The organism is Kordia sp. E, from assembly GCF_056033805.1.
The window spans coordinates 64,025-85,577 of the sequence record NZ_JBRASR010000004.1 but is presented as its reverse complement, the minus strand read 5'-3'; the positions used below and the strand labels follow the sequence as shown (position 1 = coordinate 85,577).

Annotated in this window: 18 protein-coding genes; 16 read left to right on the top strand and 2 right to left on the bottom strand. The window is 32.8% G+C overall.

What is annotated here, in order from left to right; genetic code table 11:
* Window positions 1–69: 69 nt before the first annotated feature.
* From ACUUYC_RS19835 to ACUUYC_RS19795, 9 genes are all read left to right on the top strand, one after another.
* A complete protein-coding gene (locus tag ACUUYC_RS19835; RefSeq protein WP_474268650.1) occupies window positions 70–1,014 on the top strand; it encodes a UDP-3-O-(3-hydroxymyristoyl)glucosamine N-acyltransferase in 945 nt (314 codons plus the stop codon).
* 98 nt (window positions 1,015–1,112) lie between these two features.
* Window positions 1,113–1,985: a succinate--CoA ligase subunit alpha gene (sucD, locus tag ACUUYC_RS19830; protein WP_474268648.1), complete on the top strand. Its 873-nt coding sequence runs from the start codon at window positions 1,113–1,115 to the stop codon at window positions 1,983–1,985.
* Window positions 1,986–2,183: 198 nt separating this feature from the next.
* Entirely contained in the window at window positions 2,184–2,432 is a 249-nt protein-coding gene (locus ACUUYC_RS19825) for a hypothetical protein (RefSeq protein WP_474268645.1), read from the top strand.
* Between the two features lie 284 nt (window positions 2,433–2,716).
* Window positions 2,717–5,692: a M16 family metallopeptidase gene (locus tag ACUUYC_RS19820; RefSeq protein ID WP_474268643.1), complete on the top strand. Its 2,976-nt coding sequence runs from the start codon at window positions 2,717–2,719 to the stop codon at window positions 5,690–5,692.
* 230 nt (window positions 5,693–5,922) lie between these two features.
* Complete coding sequence (gene fabG, locus ACUUYC_RS19815; RefSeq protein ID WP_474268641.1) at window positions 5,923–6,669, top strand: 3-oxoacyl-[acyl-carrier-protein] reductase; 747 nt, start codon at window positions 5,923–5,925, stop codon at window positions 6,667–6,669.
* A 23-nt stretch (window positions 6,670–6,692) separates the two neighbouring features.
* On the top strand, window positions 6,693–7,235 hold the full coding sequence (locus tag ACUUYC_RS19810; RefSeq protein WP_474268640.1) for a hypothetical protein: 543 nt from the start codon (window positions 6,693–6,695) through the stop codon (window positions 7,233–7,235).
* Between the two features lie 3 nt (window positions 7,236–7,238).
* Complete coding sequence (locus tag ACUUYC_RS19805; protein ID WP_474268638.1) at window positions 7,239–9,275, top strand: VWA domain-containing protein; 2,037 nt, start codon at window positions 7,239–7,241, stop codon at window positions 9,273–9,275.
* Between the two features lie 12 nt (window positions 9,276–9,287).
* Complete coding sequence (locus ACUUYC_RS19800; protein WP_474268637.1) at window positions 9,288–12,032, top strand: T9SS type A sorting domain-containing protein; 2,745 nt, start codon at window positions 9,288–9,290, stop codon at window positions 12,030–12,032.
* A gap of 4 nt (window positions 12,033–12,036) precedes the next feature.
* On the top strand, window positions 12,037–12,852 hold the full coding sequence (locus tag ACUUYC_RS19795) for a prohibitin family protein (RefSeq protein WP_474268635.1): 816 nt from the start codon (window positions 12,037–12,039) through the stop codon (window positions 12,850–12,852).
* Between the two features lie 87 nt (window positions 12,853–12,939).
* Here ACUUYC_RS19795 and ACUUYC_RS19790 read toward each other — a convergent pair whose 3' ends face one another.
* Both ACUUYC_RS19790 and ACUUYC_RS19785 read right to left on the bottom strand, forming a co-directional pair.
* Window positions 12,940–13,503 carry a hypothetical protein gene (locus tag ACUUYC_RS19790; protein ID WP_474268634.1) on the bottom strand — a complete coding sequence of 188 codons (564 nt, stop codon included), beginning with the start codon at window positions 13,501–13,503 and terminating at the stop codon, window positions 12,940–12,942.
* Between the two features lie 4 nt (window positions 13,504–13,507).
* Window positions 13,508–14,200, bottom strand: a complete 693-nt coding sequence (locus ACUUYC_RS19785; RefSeq protein ID WP_474268633.1) for an OmpA family protein — start codon at window positions 14,198–14,200, stop codon at window positions 13,508–13,510.
* Between the two features lie 477 nt (window positions 14,201–14,677).
* Between ACUUYC_RS19785 and hisG the strand changes: the two genes are divergently transcribed.
* From hisG to hisF, 7 genes are all read left to right on the top strand, one after another.
* Window positions 14,678–15,535, top strand: a complete 858-nt coding sequence (gene hisG, locus ACUUYC_RS19780) for an ATP phosphoribosyltransferase (protein ID WP_474268631.1) — start codon at window positions 14,678–14,680, stop codon at window positions 15,533–15,535.
* Window positions 15,535–16,821 (top strand): histidinol dehydrogenase, encoded by a 1,287-nt coding sequence (gene hisD / locus ACUUYC_RS19775; RefSeq protein WP_474268629.1) that lies wholly within the window; start codon window positions 15,535–15,537, stop codon window positions 16,819–16,821. Before hisG ends, hisD begins: the two co-directional genes overlap by 1 nt.
* A gap of 45 nt (window positions 16,822–16,866) precedes the next feature.
* On the top strand, window positions 16,867–17,919 hold the full coding sequence (gene hisC / locus ACUUYC_RS19770) for a histidinol-phosphate transaminase (protein WP_474268627.1): 1,053 nt from the start codon (window positions 16,867–16,869) through the stop codon (window positions 17,917–17,919).
* Between the two features lie 100 nt (window positions 17,920–18,019).
* Window positions 18,020–19,153 (top strand): bifunctional histidinol-phosphatase/imidazoleglycerol-phosphate dehydratase HisB, encoded by a 1,134-nt coding sequence (gene hisB / locus ACUUYC_RS19765; RefSeq protein ID WP_474268625.1) that lies wholly within the window; start codon window positions 18,020–18,022, stop codon window positions 19,151–19,153.
* Between the two features lie 123 nt (window positions 19,154–19,276).
* Entirely contained in the window at window positions 19,277–19,858 is a 582-nt protein-coding gene (hisH, locus tag ACUUYC_RS19760) for an imidazole glycerol phosphate synthase subunit HisH (protein ID WP_474268623.1), read from the top strand.
* Between the two features lie 157 nt (window positions 19,859–20,015).
* Window positions 20,016–20,735, top strand: coding sequence for a 1-(5-phosphoribosyl)-5-[(5-phosphoribosylamino)methylideneamino]imidazole-4-carboxamide isomerase (gene hisA / locus ACUUYC_RS19755; RefSeq protein WP_474268620.1), 720 nt, complete (start codon window positions 20,016–20,018; stop codon window positions 20,733–20,735).
* A 7-nt stretch (window positions 20,736–20,742) separates the two neighbouring features.
* Window positions 20,743–21,498, top strand: coding sequence for an imidazole glycerol phosphate synthase subunit HisF (hisF, locus tag ACUUYC_RS19750; protein ID WP_474268618.1), 756 nt, complete (start codon window positions 20,743–20,745; stop codon window positions 21,496–21,498).
* Window positions 21,499–21,553 lie beyond the last annotated feature (55 nt).

The window sequence follows — 21,553 nt, the reverse complement described above, 5'->3', positions numbered from 1 at the left end:
AAAGCTCAATAATTATTATTGAGCTTTTTTTTACGCTACACATCTGACCTAATTTAAAAAAACAAACAGATGAAATTCCCTAGAATACACACGCTTAAAGAAATTGCTGCAATTATCGATACTTCATATGTTGGTGATGATTCGTTTCCAGTACATGGAATGAATGAAATTCATGTGGTTGAAGCTGGAGATATTGTATTTGTAGATCATCCAAAATACTATGATAAGGCTTTAGAATCAAAGGCTACAATAGTTTTGATAAACAAAGAAGTTGAATGCCCAGAAGGAAAAGCGTTATTAATTTCCGATGATCCATTTAGAGATTTTAATACACTGACAAATCATTTTAGACCATTTGTAAGTGCGTTGGCTTCTGTTGCGCCTTCTGCAAAAGTTGGAGAACGTACGGTAATTCAGCCAAATTGTTTTATTGGAAACAATGTTACCATTGGTGACGATTGTTTAATTCATGCAAATGTTGCTATTTATGACAATGCAGTGATAGGAAATAATGTTACAATTCATTCAGGAACTGTCTTAGGAGCAGATGCTTTCTACTATAAAAAACGTCCTGAAGGCTTTGATAAACTGCGTTCAGGAGGAAGAGTAGTCTTGGAAGATAATGTAGATTTAGGTGCTTCATGTACTATAGATAAAGGCGTAACAGGCGATACAACTATAAAAGAAGGAACAAAAATTGACAATCAAGTTCATGTTGGACATGATACTGTGATTGGAAAAAAATGTTTAATAGCTTCACAAACAGGAATTGCAGGTTGTGTTATCATAGAAGATGAAGTTACCATTTGGGGTCAAGTAGGAATCACAAGCGGAATTACTATAGGAGCAAAGGCAGTTATATCTGCACAATCTGGTGTAAGTAAAGGTTTAGAAGGTGGAAAAAGTTACTTTGGAACGCCAGCAGATGACTTCAGAAAAAAATACAAAGAAATTGCGTCAATTCGTCAAATTCCTGAATTGATAGAACGAATAGAAAACTTAGAAAAAGAATAGTTTTAAGTATTCAAAAGTAATTATAGATAAAACTCAAAAAATACTTTATAAATACTTTAGAAAAAACTATTTTTGTTCAGCCAAAAAACAAATATCAAATGAGCGTTTTAGTAAACAAAGATTCAAAAATAATTGTTCAAGGATTTACAGGAAGTGAAGGAACATTTCATGCAGGTCAAATGATTGAGTACGGAACTAACGTTGTTGGTGGTGTAACTCCAGGAAAAGGTGGACAAACTCACTTAGACAAACCAGTTTTTAATACAGTTGCAGAAGCAGTTGAAAAAGTTGGAGCAGATACTACAATCATTTTTGTACCGCCAGCATTTGCTGCGGATGCAATTATGGAAGCTGCGAATGCAGGAATCAAAGTAATCATTACAATTACAGAAGGAATTCCTGTAAACGATATGACAAAAGTTGCTGCGTATATCGCAAACAAAGACTGTCGTTTAATAGGACCTAACTGTCCAGGAGTAATTACGCCAGGAGAGGCAAAGGTTGGAATTATGCCAGGATTTGTTTTCAAAGAAGGTAAAGTAGGAATCGTTTCTAAATCAGGAACATTAACATATGAAGCTGCTGATCAGGTTGTAAAACAAGGATTAGGAATTACAACTGCTATTGGTATTGGTGGAGATCCAATTATTGGAACAACAACAAAAGAAGCTGTTGAATTACTAATCAACGATCCAGCTACAGAATGTGTAGTTATGATTGGTGAAATTGGAGGTCAATTAGAAGCAGACGCTGCTAGATGGTACAAAGAAAGTGGAAGTAAAAAACCAGTTGTTGGTTTCATCGCAGGTGAAACAGCGCCAGCAGGACGTACAATGGGACATGCAGGAGCAATTGTTGGTGGAGCTGATGATACAGCAGAAGCTAAAAAAGCAATTATGCGCGAATGTGGAATCCACGTTGTAGACTCTCCAGCAGAAATTGGAAAGAAAGTAGCAGAAGTAATGGGATAATTTATCTCAAACTATAAATATATAAAGCGCATTATCAGTAACATGATAATGCGTTTTTTTATGTGTAAATATTTTAAAATCAAATATTTATATTATTTTTTAGTCCTTATAATTTATGAATGTGAAGAATGTTTTCTTTTAATTATAGATTTCTATTTCTAGTTTTAGATAAATTATTAACTATAATATACTTAAATCATGAAAAAAAAGAATCTAGTAAGTTTATCACTTAACAAAAAATCAATTTCTAATTTAGGAAATCAAGATGCTGTAAAAGGAGGAATGAAAACTATTTCTTGTCAACCAGTAGGAATCTGTGGACCTCCTACAGATGACTGTGGAACGAATAATTGTGGTACACAAGTTGGATGTAACCTAACTAACTCTTGTCCTCAAACGGCTAATTGTTTTCCAAGTATCTCTTGTCAACCAATAGGTATTTGTTAATAAAAATAATAATCATGAAAAAAAGGAAAAGTGAATCTAGGTTCACTTTTTTTGTATTATATATTATATAATGAGTTATTTTCCTTAATAAAAATACAGTTAAAAACTACTAAAATTACTTCTTATAAAATTTAACATTTAATCTGTAACATAATATTTAAAATTGATACGTATCACGCGTGAATCAAATAAATGTTAAAAGTCTAAAGAATTATAACTTAGACATATAATAATGATACTTTTAGCGTTTAAGTTACTATAAACTAAAACTAATCAAAATTAAAATGAAAAGAATTAATTTGTTGCTGTTGATCGTGTGTACACTAGCGGTTTTCAGTTGTAAAGAAAAAGATGGTAGTTCTGACGCTGATGTAATCAAAGTAGAACAACACAAAGACGGAAACGGTATTTCATATGAAACCGTTACAAATGATCCTACTGGCTTACGTTTATATACTTTAGACAATGGACTAAAAGTATATCTAAGTAAAAATAGTGATGAGCCAAAAATACAAACGTATATAGCTGTAAGAGCAGGTTCTAACTATGATCCTAAAGAGTCTACAGGTTTAGCTCACTATTTAGAACACATGGTTTTTAAAGGAACTGATGAAATAGGAACACTCGATTGGGAAAAAGAAAAGGTCTATTTAGAACAAATATCAGACCTATACGAGCAACACAGAGCAGAAACAGATCCAGAGAAGAAAAAAGAATTATATAAAAAGATTGATGAAGTATCTTTAGAAGCTTCTAATTATAGTATAGCAAATGAGTATGATAAAATGACAAGTTCATTAGGAGCTACTGGTACTAATGCACATACTTGGTTTGAGGAAACAATCTATAAAAATAAAATTCCAGCAAACGAACTAGACAAGTGGTTAAACTTAGAAAATGAGCGTTTTGGTCAATTAGTATTGCGTTTATTTCACACAGAACTAGAAGCTGTATTTGAAGAGTTTAACAGAACTCAAGATAATGATGGAAGAAAATCATATTACGCAATGTTAGAAGGGTTATTTCCAAATCATCCATATGGACAACAAAAAACTATTGGAACTGCTGAGCATTTAAAAAATCCTTCATTAGTTGATATCAACAACTATTTTAACAAATATTACGTACCTAATAACATGGCAATGGTATTGGTTGGAGATTTTGATTTTGAAGAAACTATCCAAAAAGTAGAAAATACTTTTGGTAAAATGAAAAAGCAAGAAGTAACGCATCCAATACTTCCTAAGGAGGAAGTTATTACATCTCCTATAGTAAAAGAAGTATTTGGTCCAACTGCTGAAAACATATCAATTGCTTTTCGTTCTAATGGTATTGATAGTAAAGACGAAAAACTTGTGACATTAGCTGATATGATTTTAGCAAATGGAAATGCAGGTTTAATAGATTTAAACTTAAATCAGCAACAAGCAGTGCAGTATGCAGGTTGTTCTCCAACATTTTTAAATGACTACGGATACCATTCTTTTACTGGATATCCTAAAGCAGGACAAACACTTGACGAAGTTAAAAACTTATTATTAGACCAAATTGAAAAACTTAAAAAAGGGGAGTTTGATGATTGGATGATTGATGCTGTTATCAATGATTTAAAATTAAGTCAAACACAACAATATGAAAATAGCACAGCTCTGGCTAGCGCTTATTATAATGCATTTATTCATCATGAAGATTGGGCTAAAAAAGTAGGATTTTTAGATGAATTAAAGAAAATAACAAAAGAAGAACTAGTTGATTTTGCTAATAAATTCTATAAAGACAACTATGTTGTAACCTACAAACGTAAAGGAGCTGATAACAATATTGTTAAAGTAGAAAATCCAGGAATTACACCTGTTAAATTAAACAGAGATAAGAGTTCAACGTTTATGCAAGCGTTTAACGCAAAAGAAGCAACACCATTACAACCTAAGTATGTTGATTTTAAATCTGAGATCAAAGAAGCAAAATTAGAGAATGGAATCAAGGTTTCATACATTGAAAATGAACAAAATGATTTATTCGATATGAATATCATTTTTGACATGGGAAGTGACAATGACAAAAAACTTGATTTAGGAGTTGGATACATGGAATATTTAGGTACTGATAAGTATTCTGCTGAAGAATTAAAGAAAGAATTTTACAAACTAGGAATAAGCTATTATGTAAGTACTGGTTCTGAAAAATCGTATGTCGGTTTAAATGGTTTAAAAGAAAACTTACCTGAAGGATTGAAATTATTATCACACTTGTGGACTAATGCTGTTCCAAATCAAGAAGCATATGATAAATATGTCGCTCAGATTGTTAAAGGTAGACAAGATAATAAAACACGTAAAGGAAGTATTTTACAAAGCGGATTAATGAGTTATGCTAAATATGGAGAAAACTCTCGTTTACGTAATATATTTAGTAAAAGTGATTTAGAAGGAATGAATCCTCAAGAATTAGTTGACTTAGTAAAAGACTTCAAAAACTACAATCAACGTATATTTTATTATGGAAAAGATGTAAATGCTGCAGTTACAGCATTAAATGAACACCATAAAGTTGCTAATGAATTAAAAGAATATCCAAAAGCGACAGAATACACAGAGCTAGAAACTGGAGGAAATGTATTCTTTGTTGATTATGATATGGTACAAGCAGAAATGATGTTTTTAGCAAAAGGAAGTCCTTTCAAACCTGAAAACATGGCAGCTTCAACATTATTCAATACATATTTTGGTGCAGGATTATCATCAATTGTATTTCAAGAAATTAGAGAATCTAAGTCTTTAGCATACTCTGCGTATTCATACTACAATCAGGCATCAGATAAAGATAACTCTAACTATGTAATGGCATACATTGGTACACAAGCGAACAAAATGCCACAAGCAGTTGACGCAATGATGAATTTAATGAATGACATGCCTGAAGCTGAAAAGCAATTTAATGCTGCAAAAGAAGCTACTTTGAAAAAATTAGCATCTCAACGTATTACGAAATCAAATATTTTTTGGACGTATGAAAGAAATCAAAAACTAGGAATTGATAACGATCACCGTGAAGCAATGTACAATGCTATTAAGAAAATGACACTTGCTGACTTAAAAGCATTCTTCAATGAAAACATCAAAGGAGAACAATACAATGTAATGGTAATTGGAAACAAAAAAGACGTGGACATGAATACTTTATCGAAACTAGGTAAAGTTCAAGAAATGGACATTGATTATCTCTTCAATTATGAAAAAGCGAAAGATATAAAACAATAAAAAATGAAAGCGCTTCGAAAGAAGCGCTTTTTTTATGTCAATATCCTATAATCTATGCGCTAAAAAAATTATATTTGAAGTATGAATCGTTGAATGCTGTGATTCAATCACAAAACAAACAGCAAAACGAGAACTAACCAACGAATGAAACATTCATTACAAAAGTTAATCATCTAAAAAATGATTATACGAATGTTCCATGTGAAAGACAAAGACATAAAGAACAACACATGAAATTACTAGAAGGCAAAACAGCCATCATTACAGGTGCAAGTAGAGGAATAGGAAAAGGAATAGCACAAGTATTTGCTGCTCATGGAGCAAATGTAGCATTTACATATAGTTCATCAGTAGACGCTGCAAACGAACTAGAAAAAGAACTGAATGCTTTAGGCGTAAAAGCTAAAGGATATCAGAGTAATGCTGCAGACTATCAACAATCACAAGACTTAGCTGCAGACGTGCTAAAAGAATTTGGCACGATTGATGTTTTAATCAATAACGCAGGAATAACAAAAGATAACCTATTAATGCGTATTACAGAAGATGATTTTGATAAAGTAATTGAAGTCAATCTAAAATCTGTGTTCAACATGACAAAAGCGGTACAACGCACCATGTTAAAACAACGCAAAGGATCTATCATAAACATGAGTTCTGTAGTTGGTGTAAAAGGAAATGCCGGACAAACTAACTACGCAGCTTCAAAAGCAGGAATTATTGGATTCTCTAAATCAGTTGCCTTAGAATTAGGATCAAGAAACATTCGTAGTAATGTAATTGCACCTGGTTTCATAGAAACTGAAATGACAGGGAAACTTCCAGAAGATGTTGTAAAAAGTTGGAGACAAGCCATTCCTTTAAAAAGAGGTGGATCACCAGAAGATGTAGCAAATGTATGTGTATTTCTTGCAAGCGATATGTCAGCATATATTACTGGGCAAGTACTCAATGTTGATGGTGGAATGTTAACGTAAAAACCACTTAACAATAATTACATATGAAACAAGTATTTTTAGTAATGACAGTATTTTTTCTGTCATTTAGTGCTGTAAATGCACAAGATTGGACAAAGTACAAATCAGAAGACTTAGCTTTTAGCGCTATATTTCCTCAAGAGCCAAAACGAACGGTACAAAAAGTAAGTACAGCTGTTGGAGAATTAGACATGCACATGATTATGCATGCACCAACTGCAGACGACGACAATGCAGTATATTCAGTAATTCGTTCAGATTATCCAGCAGAGCAATTCGAAGATGCAGATGATGATTACAATGGTAATGTGTTAGACGGAGCTGTTGAAGGAGCTGTTAAAAATGTACAAGGAAAGTTAGTGTTTGACAACAAAGTTAAATTTAACGGATATCCAGGTAGAAGTATTAAAATTGAAATGCAAGGTGGATTTATCTATATCAATGCATATTTAGTTGAAAACTCTATGTTCATTACACAAGTAATTTGTCTAACAGACAAAGATAAAAATGCTAGTATTCAACGTTTTTTAAATTCGTTTGAAATAATAAAAACAAAACAAAACTAACGATTGCAAACAGTAACGATAGTATACATTAGTATAGCAGTAGTATTTTCAGCACTTATAGCGCTGTTTCATTACTACTACAAAACGAAAAAACGCACTAAAAAATTAGTGCTTTTTTCGTTTTTGAGATTTTTAAGTGTATTTTCATTACTACTCTTAATAATCAATCCAAAATTTAAACAAAAAAGTTATTACAACGAAAAGCCAAATTTAATTATTGCAGTTGATAATTCTTCTTCAATAACAGAATTAGGATATGAAGCGAAAGTATTAGCGTTTGTAAACTCATTGCAAAACGCACAAGAACTGCAAGACAAATTTGAAATTGATACCTATACATTTTCGAATATATTGATTGAAAGTGATTCCATTAACTTTGAGGGACAACAAACAAACATTAGTAAAGCATTAGAAGGTGTAAACAAGCTTTACGAAGATGCAATTGCGCCAACCATTTTGATCACAGACGGAAATCAAACCTATGGAAATGATTACCAGTTTCTATCTTCAGAAATAAAACAACCAATATTTCCTGTCGTAGCAGGAGATACAACAACATATGTTGATCTTAAAATTAATCAGCTTAACGCGAATAAATACGCATATCTAAAAAATAAATTTCCTGTAGAAGTCATTGCAACATATACAGGAAGTGAAACGATTCAAACCAATTTAGTATTATCCTCGAACGGGAAACGATTGGCAAGCAAAGAACTTACTTTTTCACCAACGGATAATTCTAAAGTGGTGAATCTAAATATTTCGGCAACGAAAATTGGTGTACAAACATTGCGTGCTACATTAACACCTTTAAATACGGAAAAAAACAAGCAAAACAATACACGACATTTTGCAGTTGAAGTCATTGATCAAAAAGTGAAAATTGCACTTATAGCCGATATTATTCATCCAGATTTAGGAACATTAAAAAAGAGTTTGGAAAGTAATGAGTTACGTAGTGTAGACATTTTAAAACCAACTGAAGCTTCAAGTAAACTAAATGATTATCAGTTAGTTATTTTCTATCAACCAACACGAAAATTTCAGCAAGTATTTGAAATAAGTGAACAATTATTAAAAAACACATTCACAATTACAGGTACACAAACGGATTGGAATTTCTTAAATGATATACAATCAAATTTCCGAAAAGATGATTTGGCAGAGACAGAAGAAGTACAAGGACAACTAAACTCAAACTATAACAACTTTCTAATTGATAACATTGACTTTTCAGACTATCCACCATTAGAAAATGCGTTTGGAGAAGTAGAATTTAATGTGGCTAATGAAATCATTCTATCTCAATTAATATCTGGAGTTTCCACAAATGGAGCGTTACTAGCAACGTACACAGTTGATAACAGACGCGCAGCAATTTTAACAGGAGAAAACATATGGAAATGGCGTGCACATAGTTTTTTAGCACAAGAAAGTTTTATTGAATTTGACACCTTTTTAGGAAAACTCATTCAATACTTAGCTTCAAACAAAAAAAGAGAACGTTTAACGCTTGGTTATGAATCATTCTATTACGGAAATCGAGAAATTCAATTAACAGCACAATACTTTAATCCTTCGTATGAATTTGATGCAAATGCAAATCTAACAGCAATCATCAAAAATAAAGATACAGAAACAACGACAACATATCCAATGTTGTTAAATGCTGGTTTTTATACAGTTGATTTAAATAGTTTACCACCAGGATCATATGATTTTACGGTGAGAGCAGAAGGGAAGAACATTCGTAAATCGGGAAGTTTCAAAATACTAGAGTTCGATATAGAAAAGCAATTCTTAAATGCTGATTCAAAACGATTGCAAGCCATTGCAACAAAATCGGATGGAAAAATATTTCATGTAAATAACAATTCAGAACAATTAATTTTAGAATTAATTAATGATTCACGCTTCAAGACTATTGAAAAAAGTAATGAAAAGGTCGTATCTTTGATAGACTGGAAATACTTACTTGCCTTGATTGCCATATGTCTTGCATTAGAGTGGTTTTCTAGAAAATATTATGGTTTAATATAAAGCTATTACTACATGAAAAAAATAGTACTATTACTAATTATATCAATTAGTACATCATTATCGTATGCTCAAACAACCAATTATTATGAAGATCTATTTCTTGAAGTTAGTGGAATAGATGTATCATCTGGGTATGATGATTCGGCATTTGTTTCTGCAGCTAATACTGGTGATCAACTTACTTATTATTGGAATGTTAGTGCTAAAATGGAAGCATTACTATTGATGTATGAAAGTACTAACGATACACAATACCTACAAACATTTTTAAAATTTGCTAATAAAGTTTTTAATAGAAGAGATGATAATAGGACAGGTGTTCCTGGTGCTTCTCTTTCTGCTATTACTACGTATCATGATACTACTACGGCTAATCCTACGTGGTCTACTAGACGATATAATTCTACATGTCCAAGATATGGAGGTTATGCTGGAGATGACGATTGGCATGCTAATAGTTATTTTATTTGCCCTGAAGAAGTCTGTATAGAAATCCCTCATTTGGCTGGAAATGCAAATATTATCTACACATTTGTAAAATTTTATAATATAATTAATGGAGCATCGCCTAGTGTTCAAGGAACTACTTTTCCTCATTATTCTTATACAGAAAACGTATCTATAACATTTAATGACGCAGCTGATGATCTTTTAGCAGCTGCCAAAGATACTTTTAATTATTTTGAAAGACTTTGGGATGATTCTGATGGCGCTTATAGAGAACATTTAGAAGGTACAGGAGAACTTACAGTGCCTCTTAAATTTAAAGGAGCTAGACATCCTATAAATATGCAGTCAGCTATGGGAAGAGTTTTAGTGCAACTTTATTTGACTTCTACTGATGATGTATTTTACGATGACAGAATTGGCAAGTTAGCTACACATATTAAAAATCATACAAGTATTGTTAATGGTGCAAAACAATGGACCTATTGGGGCTATCCAGATCCTTTAGCAAATGCATTAACCGATCATACAAATCCTGAATACCCTGATGATGTTAGGTCAGGTAATCCATTGCGAGAAGATATTTCACATAGTGCCCTTACTGTTACGTTCCCGTATGAGTGTTTTAATGCAGGATTAACAAGTGACTTTTCTGCTACTGATATAGATGAATATGCAAATACTTTGCTAAACGATATTTACATAGATGTACTTCAATTATATGATGGTGTGATGAATAATAATGTTCCGGGTATGAATACAAATAGTGACTGGAATTTTAAAGACAATACAAACACTCATCCTTTAGAAAGTGGTTTGTCTGATACTACAGCTCCAGGAGCCTATTTATATAGTCATTGGATGATGTATGCACAAACTGAGCCCAAGATTTATCAAATGCTGAATGATTTTAATACATCAAGTTTTTATCCAACATTAAGTTCTGGAGATAATTTCTCTGGAAATTTAGATTTTCCACTATCAATTGCTTATTTGTGCGCAAAACAAAAATTATTTGCACCAATAGCTTCAAAGCATACTTATAATGCAACAATAAATTGGTCTGGAGTAGCAGGAGGAAACTTTGACACTGATGATGTAGAAGAATTTGTATATGTTAGTAAAAGTGATGGAACTTTTAGAATTGGGGAAATAATTTCTTCGCATAAAATTAACAGTTTTGCTAGTTCTAGTCCTTTCGGAAGTAATTTTGAATGGAGAAATGTAGCAACAGGAAATTTTGATAGTGATAATGAAGATGAAATTGTTGCTGTATCAAATGAGCCTGGACAAATTGGTTTTTATATTTTTGATGTTTCAGGCACCTCAATTAACCAAATAGGTTACTCAACAAGCTTTGGACCAGCTTCTGATTGTGTAGATGCTGCTGCTGGAGATTTTGTAACTGGAGGAAAAGATGACTTTGTAATAGCAAGGAATTTTGACTTAAAACTCTTCCTATACTCACATAATACTTCAGGAACACGAACTTATGAAACAGATACTTCGTTACTATCGTTAGAAACCAACTCAGGGACATTACTAACTCCAGCAATACCTTCTGATGCAAAGATTATAGGAATAAGTTCTGGGAATATTATAGATGGTTTGCCAGGTGATGAACTGGTAGTTTTAGTAAACTCGACAGATAATCAAACTAATGGATATTTTGTGCTATCGTTAAATCAAAAGACTAAAAAGTTTGAAGTTGTGGAACAAAATACAGGTTGGGGAACTGCCCATGATTGGCAAGCGCTAACTGTTGGAGATTATAATGGAGATGGAAAAGATGATATTCTCATGCATGGAGACCTTGAATCAAACTATAAAGTATATTACGTGATTGAAAATACAGATGGAAGCTATTCAAGAGGTAGTTTAGGATTAGAATCTTTTGATTCTAGTCAAGTACACGGAAATATTCTTGGAAGCGGTAATTTTGATGATACAAGTGTTAATGATGAACTTATAACGCTAAGAAATACAGATGGTGGAGTTTTAGTTTACTCACATACTGAAATGGTTTCGTCTAGTTCATCGAGATCAACTTCACAGGCAGATATTATCATTGAAAACTCTGAGAAAATAGATGAAGTGAAAATATACCCAAATCCAACAACAGGAATTTTAACAATCAATGTAACAAATGACATTTCTGATATACATATCAACAACTTATTTGGAGAATATATAAAAGTAAGTTTAAAAAAGAATACAATTGACGTATCTTCACTTTCAAAAGGTGTTTATATATTAAATATAGAATTTACAAACGGAGAAAAAACCACAAAAAAAATAATCAAAAACTAAAAACATGGATAAAATACCGAAAATTGGAATACCATTATTAATTCTAGCAATAGCAGCTATTATACTAATTGCAAAATCAGCTGTAACAATTGATTCAGGTCAAGCAGGCGTATTATACAAAACATTTGATGGCGGAGTTGTTACTGATGAAGCTCCACTTGGAGAAGGTTTTCATATCATAGCGCCTTGGAATAAAGTACATGTATATGAAGTAAGACAGCAAGAATTATTCGAAAAAATGAAAGTATTATCTTCAAACGGATTGGAAATTCAAATTGACGCTTCTGCTTGGTACCAACCAGTATATGCTGAACTAGGAAACTTACACCAAACTTTAGGAGAAAACTACTTAGATCGTGTAATAAAACCAGCAATTCGTAGTGCTGCACGTAGTGTAGTTGGTCGTTATACACCAGAACAATTATATTCTAGTAAGCGTGATGCTATTCAAGATGAAATATTTACGGAAACTAAAAAAATCTTAGCAAAGCAATTTGTACAGTTAAATGAAGTATTAGTTCGTGATGTAACATTACCAAATACTATAAAAGATGCAATTGAGCGTAAACTTAAGCAAGAACAAGAATCGTTAGAATATGAATTTAGATTAGTAACTGCTGCTAAAGAAGCTGAAAAAGTGATCATTGAAGCACAAGGTAAAGCAGATGCAAATAAAATATTAAGTGCTTCCTTAACAGACAAAATTCTACAAGACAAAGGTATTGAGGCAACTATAAAACTTTCAGAATCACCAAACAGTAAAATAATTGTTATTGGTTCAGGAGATAGTGGAATGCCAATCATTCTAGGAAATCAATAAAAATCTGATAGATAAAAAAACAAAAAGGGAAACGATTATCGTTTCCCTTTTTTTGTATTTTTAATCTAAGTAATCTAGCAGTAAAAGTTACTCTTTCGAGCTTAATCGCTTACTAAAATCTGTATCGCCACCTTTCATCAAAACTCCTGCCTGACCTTTCCAATCGTCACGTTCAATGCGTCCTGGGAAAAAAGAAATCAATTCGGTTACCGTTTGCATATCTTCAGGTGTAAACTTACTAATCTGATCAAACGTAAAAATTCCAATCGTATTCAATTTTTCTTCAATAAAAGGACCAACGCCTTTAATACGTTTCAAGTCATCTTTTTGAGAAGCATCGGCAACTCCAAAACTATCAAAGTTCAGAGGTGAGTTTTCAGTATCAATTTCAGTAGCATCATCTGAATCTACAGCTTTTCCAGAACGTTCACGAGTTTTTACAGCTCTAACGCCTTCAGAAGGAGCATAGTTGGTATTAATAATTTCAGCTTTTTTCGATTCACATTCTTCAAGTAATTTTTCGTACTTACGTTTTGTTTTGCGTTTGGCAAAAATCCAGCCAATTAAAAAACAACCAAATCCGATTGCGAATACAACAAAATATTCCCAATTAGAAACAGGGGCAAGGTTTTGTAAAAATAAAAGTGGCATATAATCAATTAGTTATGTTAATTTCAATTCGTCTATTCAATCGTTTTCCTTCCAAAGTATTTGGAGCTATGGGGTCAGTTTCTCCTTTAGAAGAAATCGTTAATTTAGCAGCATCAATATCTTGAGAAACAAAATATTCCATAACACTCTTAGCTCGTTGCTCACCATACCATAAATTGGCTTCAGCTTCTCCAGTACTATCAGTATGACCAATAATTTCAACATGTTTGCTAGGATGTTTGGCTAAATAACTCTTCAACTCAAGTGCATATGCATTTAAAGTATTATCAGGTTTAAATGTCTTTGAACCAAATCCAGCATACAAAACCTTAGAAGCAATTCCTTTATCAATGGCTTGCATACGCTCTTCAGACATCGTTTGAAATTCATAAGCAAATCCTTCAACGTATGTATCATTATCAGAGAACTTAATTTCAGTTTGCTTTGTCTGCATCACAATACGATCCGTATTAATTCCAAAATTCGCAAGTGCATTTTTAACAGATTCACTTCGTGAAAGTGCAATAGTTCCGTTTTCATCCTTACTAAAAAAAGAAGTAATCACTAATTCTTTCTTCTGATTCTTGTTTAAATAATCATAATAAGAATATAAAGGATTTGAAATGCTGTCTATAATCGATACAGCTGCAATATTTTTTTGAATGGAAAACGGCAGAAAAGTAAGTGGTTTTTCCACAGGTTTAGGTACTTCAATTTTGGGGTGTTCTACAACAACGGTAGTCTCTTGACAGAGATTCTTAACGTTGCATTCATAGTATCTAACACCAAAATAAAGCCATGTGCAAAATAGAACAAAAGCAATAAAAAAATGTTTCATAGGTTGGGCGGCTAATAATGCTCCTAAAATTAACAATTCATTTTAGATATTACAATCTAAAAAATTAAAAATAAACGTATTAACACATATTTTCGATAAACTGCAAAAAAATAAATTCAATAAAGACTTGTAAACAATAAAAAATATTAATTACATTTGCATCAAATAAAACAGATAAATGACATTTATTCAATTACATCATCATCATTTTCATACTGGCAATCAAGCGAGCTGACAATGTATTGAAGTAATCCAAAATATATTAAAAACCCGTTTGAATTCATCAAACGGGTTTTTTAATGCCCAATTTTTTGAATTCAAGCAAAAAAGGCAAAAATGAAAAAGTTAAAAATTGCAATTCAAAAATCGGGACGACTCAACGAAGATTCCCTTAAAATACTGAAAGACTGCGGAATATCTATTGACAATGGCATAGATCAACTCAAAGCTTCCGCTCGTAATTTTCCATTAGAAGTTTTCTATCTTAGAAATGGCGACATTCCTCAATACCTTAGAGACGGTGTAGTTGATATTGCTATAATCGGTGAAAATGTACTCATAGAAAAAGGTGAAAATATCTCAATAGTTGAAAAACTAGGATTTTCTAAATGTAAAGTCTCATTAGCGATTCCAAAAGGTGATAACTATGCTTCTGTAAAAGACTTAGAAGGCAAACGAATTGCTACTTCGTATCCTGAAACGGTAAAATCATATCTCAAAGAAAAAGGTGTCAATGCCGAACTACACATTATTAATGGTTCTGTTGAAATTGCTCCAAACATTGGACTTGCAGATGCTATTTGCGATATAGTTTCAAGTGGAAGTACACTTTTCAAAAACAATTTAAAAGAAGTAGAAGTCATGTTAAAAAGTGAAGCGGTTTTAGCAGTTTCACCAAACATATCTGAAGAAGGAAAAAGTATATTAAACAAATTGCAATTCCGAATTAAATCTGTATTAACAGCACGTTCTTCTAAATACATTCTACTAAACGCGCCAAACGAAAAAATAAAAGCAATCAGCAAAATTTTGCCGGTATTAAAAAGCCCAACAATTCTTCCATTAGCCCAAGAAGGTTGGAGTTCGTTACACTCAGTAATCAAAAAAGAAGATTTTTGGGACGTAATTGACGAACTCAAACAAAATGGAGCAGAAGGAATTCTAGTATGTCCAATCGAAAAAATGGTACTCTAATGCAAAAAATATTCAACCCTAAACCAGCAACTTGGACAACAATTTTAGAACGTCCGACACAAACAGTAGATGATATCGAAGCTACGGTTTCGCAAATTTTCTCTGAAGTTCAAAAAAATGGTGATCAAGCAATAAAAAAGTACACGTCTTTCTTTGACAATGTAAAACTAGATGATTTGGTTATCAGTCAAGCTGAAATTGACGCTGCAAGTGCTGAAGTTACACAAGAACTCAAAGATGCAATTTCTGTCGCAAAAACAAACATTACCAAATTTCACAAAGCGCAAGAAACGCCAAAAATTGAAATTGAAACAACACAAGGTGTGCGTTGTTGGCAAGAAAAAAGAGCAATTCAGAAAGTAGGATTATACATTCCTGGTGGAACTGCGCCATTATTTTCAACAATATTAATGCTAGCTGTTCCTGCAACAATAGCAGGTTGTGAAGAAATTATACTTTGTACGCCACCAAACGAAGAAGGCAAGGTAAATCCAGCGATATTATATACAGCAAAACTGTGTGGAATCACAACAATATATAAAGTAGGAGGAATTCAAGCAATCGCAGGAATGACATTTGGATCTGAAACCATTTCTAAAGTATACAAAATATTTGGTCCTGGAAATCAATTTGTAACCGTTGCCAAACAACTAGCTACAAAATACGGAGTTGCTATTGACATGCCAGCTGGTCCAAGTGAACTATTAGTAGTAGCAGACGAAAGCGCCAATGCTGACTTTGTAGCATCTGATTTACTAAGTCAGGCAGAACACGGAACAGACAGTCAAGTACTATTGGTAACTACTTCTGAGAACTTTCTCACGGAAGTGGAAAAAGCTGTAGCAACACAACTTGAAGCATTGCCACGTAAAGAAATTGCAACAAAAGCTATTGAAAATTCAAAACTAATATATGTTTCAACTGATCAAATTGCATTGGAATTAATCAATGAATACGGTCCAGAACACTTTATTATTTGCGTAAATGATGAAGAATTCTATACAAACGGAATTCAAAATGCAGGTTCTGTCTTTGTTGGAAACTACACACCAGAAAGCGCAGGCGATTATGCTTCAGGTACGAATCATACATTGCCAACAAACGGATATGCAAAAGCATATTCTGGTGTAAACTTAGGAAGCTTTCAAAAAAGTATGACGTTTCAAAAAATTACATCAAAAGGAATCCAAAATATTGGAAACGCTATAGAATTAATGGCTGAAGCCGAAGGTTTACAAGCGCATAAAAATGCAGTCACATTACGATTAGAAAGTTTAAAACAATAAATTTTGTCATTCCTGCGTAGGCAGGAATCAAAAAAAGTAATACAAATGCAAACATTCAATATAAATTCTCTCATCAGAGATAACATAAAAACACTCAAGCCATATTCTTCTGCAAGAGACGAATACAAAGCTTCAGGGAGCGAAATGGTTTTTTTGGACGCGAATGAAAACCCGTATGAAAACGGTGTTAATCGCTATCCAGATCCAAAACAAACAGCTGTAAAAGTAGCACTGGGAAAAGTAAAAAAATGTAATCCTGATAATATTGTCTTAGGAAATGGAAGTGACGAAATTCTGGATTTGATTTTTAGAGCGTTTTGCGAACCAAAAAAGGACAACATCATCATATTACCGCCAACTTACGGAATGTATACCGTACTGGCAGGAATCAATGATATAGCTACAAAAAAAGTACTATTAACCGAATCATTTCAACCAAAAGCGGATGAAATATTAAGCGTAGCAGATGAAAACAGTAAAATTCTGTTTCTATGTTCGCCAAATAATCCAACGGGAAATAGTTTTGATAACAAAACGGTAGAAAAATTACTCAAAGAATTTAATGGAATAATAGTTATTGACGAAGCATATATAGACTTCTCTGGTCATGAAAGTTGGTTGAATCGACTAGAGGAATTTCCTAATCTTATCATTACACAAACGCTTTCAAAAGCGTATGGAATGGCAGGCATCAGGCTAGGAATCTGTTATGCTTCGTTGACTATTATTGATGTTCTAAACCGCATTAAACCACCATATAACGTAAACTTACTCACGCAAGCATATGCGTTAGAACGTATTGAAAATCAGGATGCTGTACAATTGGAGATTCAACAGATTCAAAACAATAAAGAACAATTAATAAAAGCATTGGAAAATGTGAATTTCATTACTGAAATCTTTCCTTCGGACGCAAATTTTATATTAGTAAAGGTTGATGATGCGAATGCACGATACAATCAACTCATAGAAAAAGGTATTGTAATTCGTAACAGAACAACACAACCATTATGTGAAAACTGTTTACGATTAACGGTTGGAACCGAGTTAGAAAACAAAAGATTAATTGAAGAATTATTAACAATTTCGAGAATATAAGAGCAATTTATGTGATGCTGAATCATGTTCACATGACGAAAATATACAAAAGAAACGTCACACTGAACTTGATTCAGTGTCACAGAAACAAACTAAAAATATGAAACGAGTATTATTCATAGATCGTGATGGAACGATCATTAAAGAACCAGCAGACGAACAAATAGACAGTTTTGAAAAACTAGAGTTCTATCCGAAAGCGTTATCTGCATTGCGAAAAATTGCAAAAGAACTTGATTTTGAATTGGTTATGATTACTAATCAAGATGGTTTGGGAACAGAAGTCTATCCTGAAAATACGTTTTGGCCAGTCCATAACTTTATTTTGCACACGTTAAAAGGTGAAGAAATTGTATTTGATAAAATCGTAATTGATAGAACATTTGCCAAAGACAATGCGCCAACACGTAAACCTAATACAGGTTTGTTAACTGATTATTTTTCAGAAGAATATGACTTGAAAAATTCGTTTGTAATAGGTGATCGCTTAACAGATATTGAATTAGCAAAAAACTTAGGTTCGAAAGGAATTTATATCAATGATGAAACGTTTTTGGGAACAGATGAAATCACGGTAAAACGTTCTGAGTTAGATGAATATATAGGTTTAGAATCGAATGATTGGGATGAAATTTACGCGTTTCTAAAAGCAAAAGAGCGTAAAGCTTCACTAACTCGTAATACGAACGAAACGAAAATTCAAATTGATTTAAATCTAGATGGAACAGGGAAATCAAACATAGAAACTGGAATTGCCTTTTTCGATCATATGTTAGATCAAATTGCACGTCACGGACAATTAGACTTAGATATTATAGTAAAAGGTGATTTAGAAGTTGATGAACATCACACAATTGAAGATACGGCAATTGCTTTAGGTGAAGTATTTGCAGAAGCTTTAGGAAACAAATTAGGAATAGAACGTTACGGTTTCTATTTACCAATGGACGATTGTTTAGCACAAGTAGCTATTGACTTTGGTGGAAGAAATTGGTTAGTATGGGAAGCGGATTTCAAACGTGAAATGATTGGAAAAATGCCAACAGAAATGTTTTATCACTTCTTCAAATCGTTTACAGATGGTGCAAAAGCGAATCTAAACATCAAAGCAGAAGGAACAAATGAACATCACAAAATTGAAGCAATTTTCAAATCATTTGCAAAAGCAATCAAAGCAGCTGTAAAACGTGATGTAGAAAAAATGATTTTGCCTTCAACGAAAGGAATGCTTTAAATGGAGTAATGAGATGTTAGTAATGAGAATTGAGATGTAAACTTCGGCTTCGCTCAGTTTACTTAGTTTTCAGGCTAGCAATAAAATCTCAATACTAATATCTAAAATCTCAATACTAAATTAATGAAAGTAGTCATTATCAATTACGGAGCAGGAAACATACAAAGCATCAAATTTGCATTGCAACGACTTGGTGTAGAAGCGATTTTGAGCAATAATGAAGTGGAAATTAGAAATGCTGATAAAGTCATATTTCCAGGTGTAGGCGAGGCGAGTAGCGCGATGAAAAAATTACGCGAAAGCAAGCTCGACAAAGTAATTCCAACACTAACACAACCAGTTTTAGGAATCTGTTTAGGAATGCAACTCATGTGTAAAAGTTCTGAAGAAGGAAATACGGAAGGTTTGGGAATTTTTAATACAGAAGTTGTACGTTTTTCGGAGAATGTAAAAGTGCCACAAATTGGTTGGAATACAGTTCAAAATCTAAATGGTTCTTTGTTTGAAGGAATAAAAGAAAATGAGTATATGTATTTGGTTCACAGTTATTATGCTAAAAAATCATCAGAAATGATTGCAGAAAGCGAATACGATATTAACTATGCCTCTGCGTTACAAAAAGATAACTTTTATGGTGTTCAATTTCATCCAGAAAAAAGTAGCAAAGCAGGAAGCTTGATTTTACAGAATTTTTTAAATCTGTAAAATAGTTTTGAGATATTAGTAATGAGTATTTAGAAACGTCACTTCGAGTGATTTTCAGTAGAAAATTGTATCGAGAAGTGCTTTGAAATTATTAATGTTGAATTTTAAATTAGAGCGTAAACCAAGAGCTAACACCTAAAAACTAAAAAGCTAAAAAATGAGAATCATACCAGCAATAGATATCATCGACGGGAAATGCGTGCGACTCTCCAAAGGAGATTATGATACGAAGAAAATATACAATGAAAGTCCGCTTGAAGTAGCAAAAGAATTTGAAGATGCAGGAATTCAGTATTTACATATGGTAGATTTGGATGGCGCAAAAGCAAAACACATTGTCAATTATAAAATCTTAGAACAAGTTGCTTCTAAAACAAATTTAAAGATTGATTTTGGTGGTGGATTAAAATCGAATTCAGATTTACATGTTGCGTTTGAAAGTGGTGCAAAACAAATAACAGGCGGAAGTATTGCCGTAAAAGACAAAGAACTATTTACACAATGGATTCAAAAATATGGTAGAGAACGTATCATTTTAGGTGCTGACGCAATGGATGAAAAAGTTGCAATTAATGGTTGGCAAGAAGAAAGCAATGAAGAATTGATTCCGTTCATTCAAGAATATCTAAAAAAGAACATACAATACGTGATTTGTACAGATATCGCAAAAGACGGAATGCTAGAAGGTCCTTCATTTGATCTATATAAAAAAATTATTGAACAAAGTGATGCTAGATTAAAATTGATCGCTTCTGGTGGAATTTCAACATTTGACGAACTACCGAAACTAAAAGAATTAGGTTGTGAAGGAGTAATTATCGGAAAAGCGATTTACGAAAACAGAATCTCACTCAAACAACTAGAAACATTATTATAAAACAATCATGCTCACAAAAAGAATCATTCCTTGTTTAGATATCAAAAATGGACGTACGGTAAAAGGTGTCAATTTTGTCAACTTACGTGATGCTGGAGATCCTGTAGAACTAGCAAAAATTTATGCAGATGAAGGCGCTGACGAACTCGTGTTTTTAGACATTTCGGCAACGGAAGAACGAAGGAAAACATTGCAAAAACTAGTATTAGATGTTGCCAGTCAGGTAGATATTCCATTTACAGTTGGTGGCGGAATTTCTTCTACAGAAGATGTTGATCGTTTATTACAAGCTGGTGCAGACAAAGTTTCTATCAATTCGGCAGCTGTAAAACGTCCAGAATTAATTAATGAATTGGCTTCCAAATTTGGCAATCAATGTATTGTAGTTGCAATTGATGCAAAACAAATTGATGGTGAATGGATTGTGCATTTAGTTGGAGGAAAAGTTCCTACAAAATTAAATCTATTCGATTGGGCAAAAGAAGTAGCACAACGTGGCGCAGGCGAAATTCTATTCACATCTATGGACAATGACGGAACAAAAGATGGTTTTGCAAACGAAGCATTGGCAAAACTCTCTGAAATTGTGAATATTCCGATAATAGCTTCTGGTGGAGCAGGAAATATGAAACATTTTAAAGATACATTTATAGAAGGAAAAGCTGATGCAGCGTTGGCTGCAAGCGTTTTTCATTTCAAAGAAATTGGAATTCCTGAATTAAAAGAAAACTTGAAGAGCAACGGAATAAATGTGAGACTTTAGACTTGTTAGAGTTTTAGATTATTAGACCTACTTAGAAATACAAAACGTCACTTCG

Bases quoted from the DNA above. Each gene is read 5' to 3' on its own strand.
- ACUUYC_RS19835 (WP_474268650.1), top strand. From the start codon at position 70: ATGAAATTCCCTAGAATACACACGCTTAAAGAAATTGCTGCAATTATC.
- hisF (WP_474268618.1), top strand. From the start codon at position 20,743: ATGCTCACAAAAAGAATCATTCCTTGTTTAGATATCAAAAATGGACGT.
- ACUUYC_RS19795 (WP_474268635.1), top strand. From the start codon at position 12,037: ATGGATAAAATACCGAAAATTGGAATACCATTATTAATTCTAGCAATA.
- ACUUYC_RS19790 (WP_474268634.1), bottom strand. From the start codon at position 13,503: ATGCCACTTTTATTTTTACAAAACCTTGCCCCTGTTTCTAATTGGGAA.
- hisC (WP_474268627.1), top strand. From the start codon at position 16,867: ATGCAAACATTCAATATAAATTCTCTCATCAGAGATAACATAAAAACA.
- ACUUYC_RS19825 (WP_474268645.1), top strand. From the start codon at position 2,184: ATGAAAAAAAAGAATCTAGTAAGTTTATCACTTAACAAAAAATCAATT.
- ACUUYC_RS19800 (WP_474268637.1), top strand. From the start codon at position 9,288: ATGAAAAAAATAGTACTATTACTAATTATATCAATTAGTACATCATTA.
- hisG (WP_474268631.1), top strand. From the start codon at position 14,678: ATGAAAAAGTTAAAAATTGCAATTCAAAAATCGGGACGACTCAACGAA.
- fabG (WP_474268641.1), top strand. From the start codon at position 5,923: ATGAAATTACTAGAAGGCAAAACAGCCATCATTACAGGTGCAAGTAGA.
- hisH (WP_474268623.1), top strand. From the start codon at position 19,277: ATGAAAGTAGTCATTATCAATTACGGAGCAGGAAACATACAAAGCATC.
- hisD (WP_474268629.1), top strand. From the start codon at position 15,535: ATGCAAAAAATATTCAACCCTAAACCAGCAACTTGGACAACAATTTTA.
- sucD (WP_474268648.1), top strand. From the start codon at position 1,113: ATGAGCGTTTTAGTAAACAAAGATTCAAAAATAATTGTTCAAGGATTT.
- ACUUYC_RS19820 (WP_474268643.1), top strand. From the start codon at position 2,717: ATGAAAAGAATTAATTTGTTGCTGTTGATCGTGTGTACACTAGCGGTT.
- ACUUYC_RS19810 (WP_474268640.1), top strand. From the start codon at position 6,693: ATGAAACAAGTATTTTTAGTAATGACAGTATTTTTTCTGTCATTTAGT.
- hisB (WP_474268625.1), top strand. From the start codon at position 18,020: ATGAAACGAGTATTATTCATAGATCGTGATGGAACGATCATTAAAGAA.
- hisA (WP_474268620.1), top strand. From the start codon at position 20,016: ATGAGAATCATACCAGCAATAGATATCATCGACGGGAAATGCGTGCGA.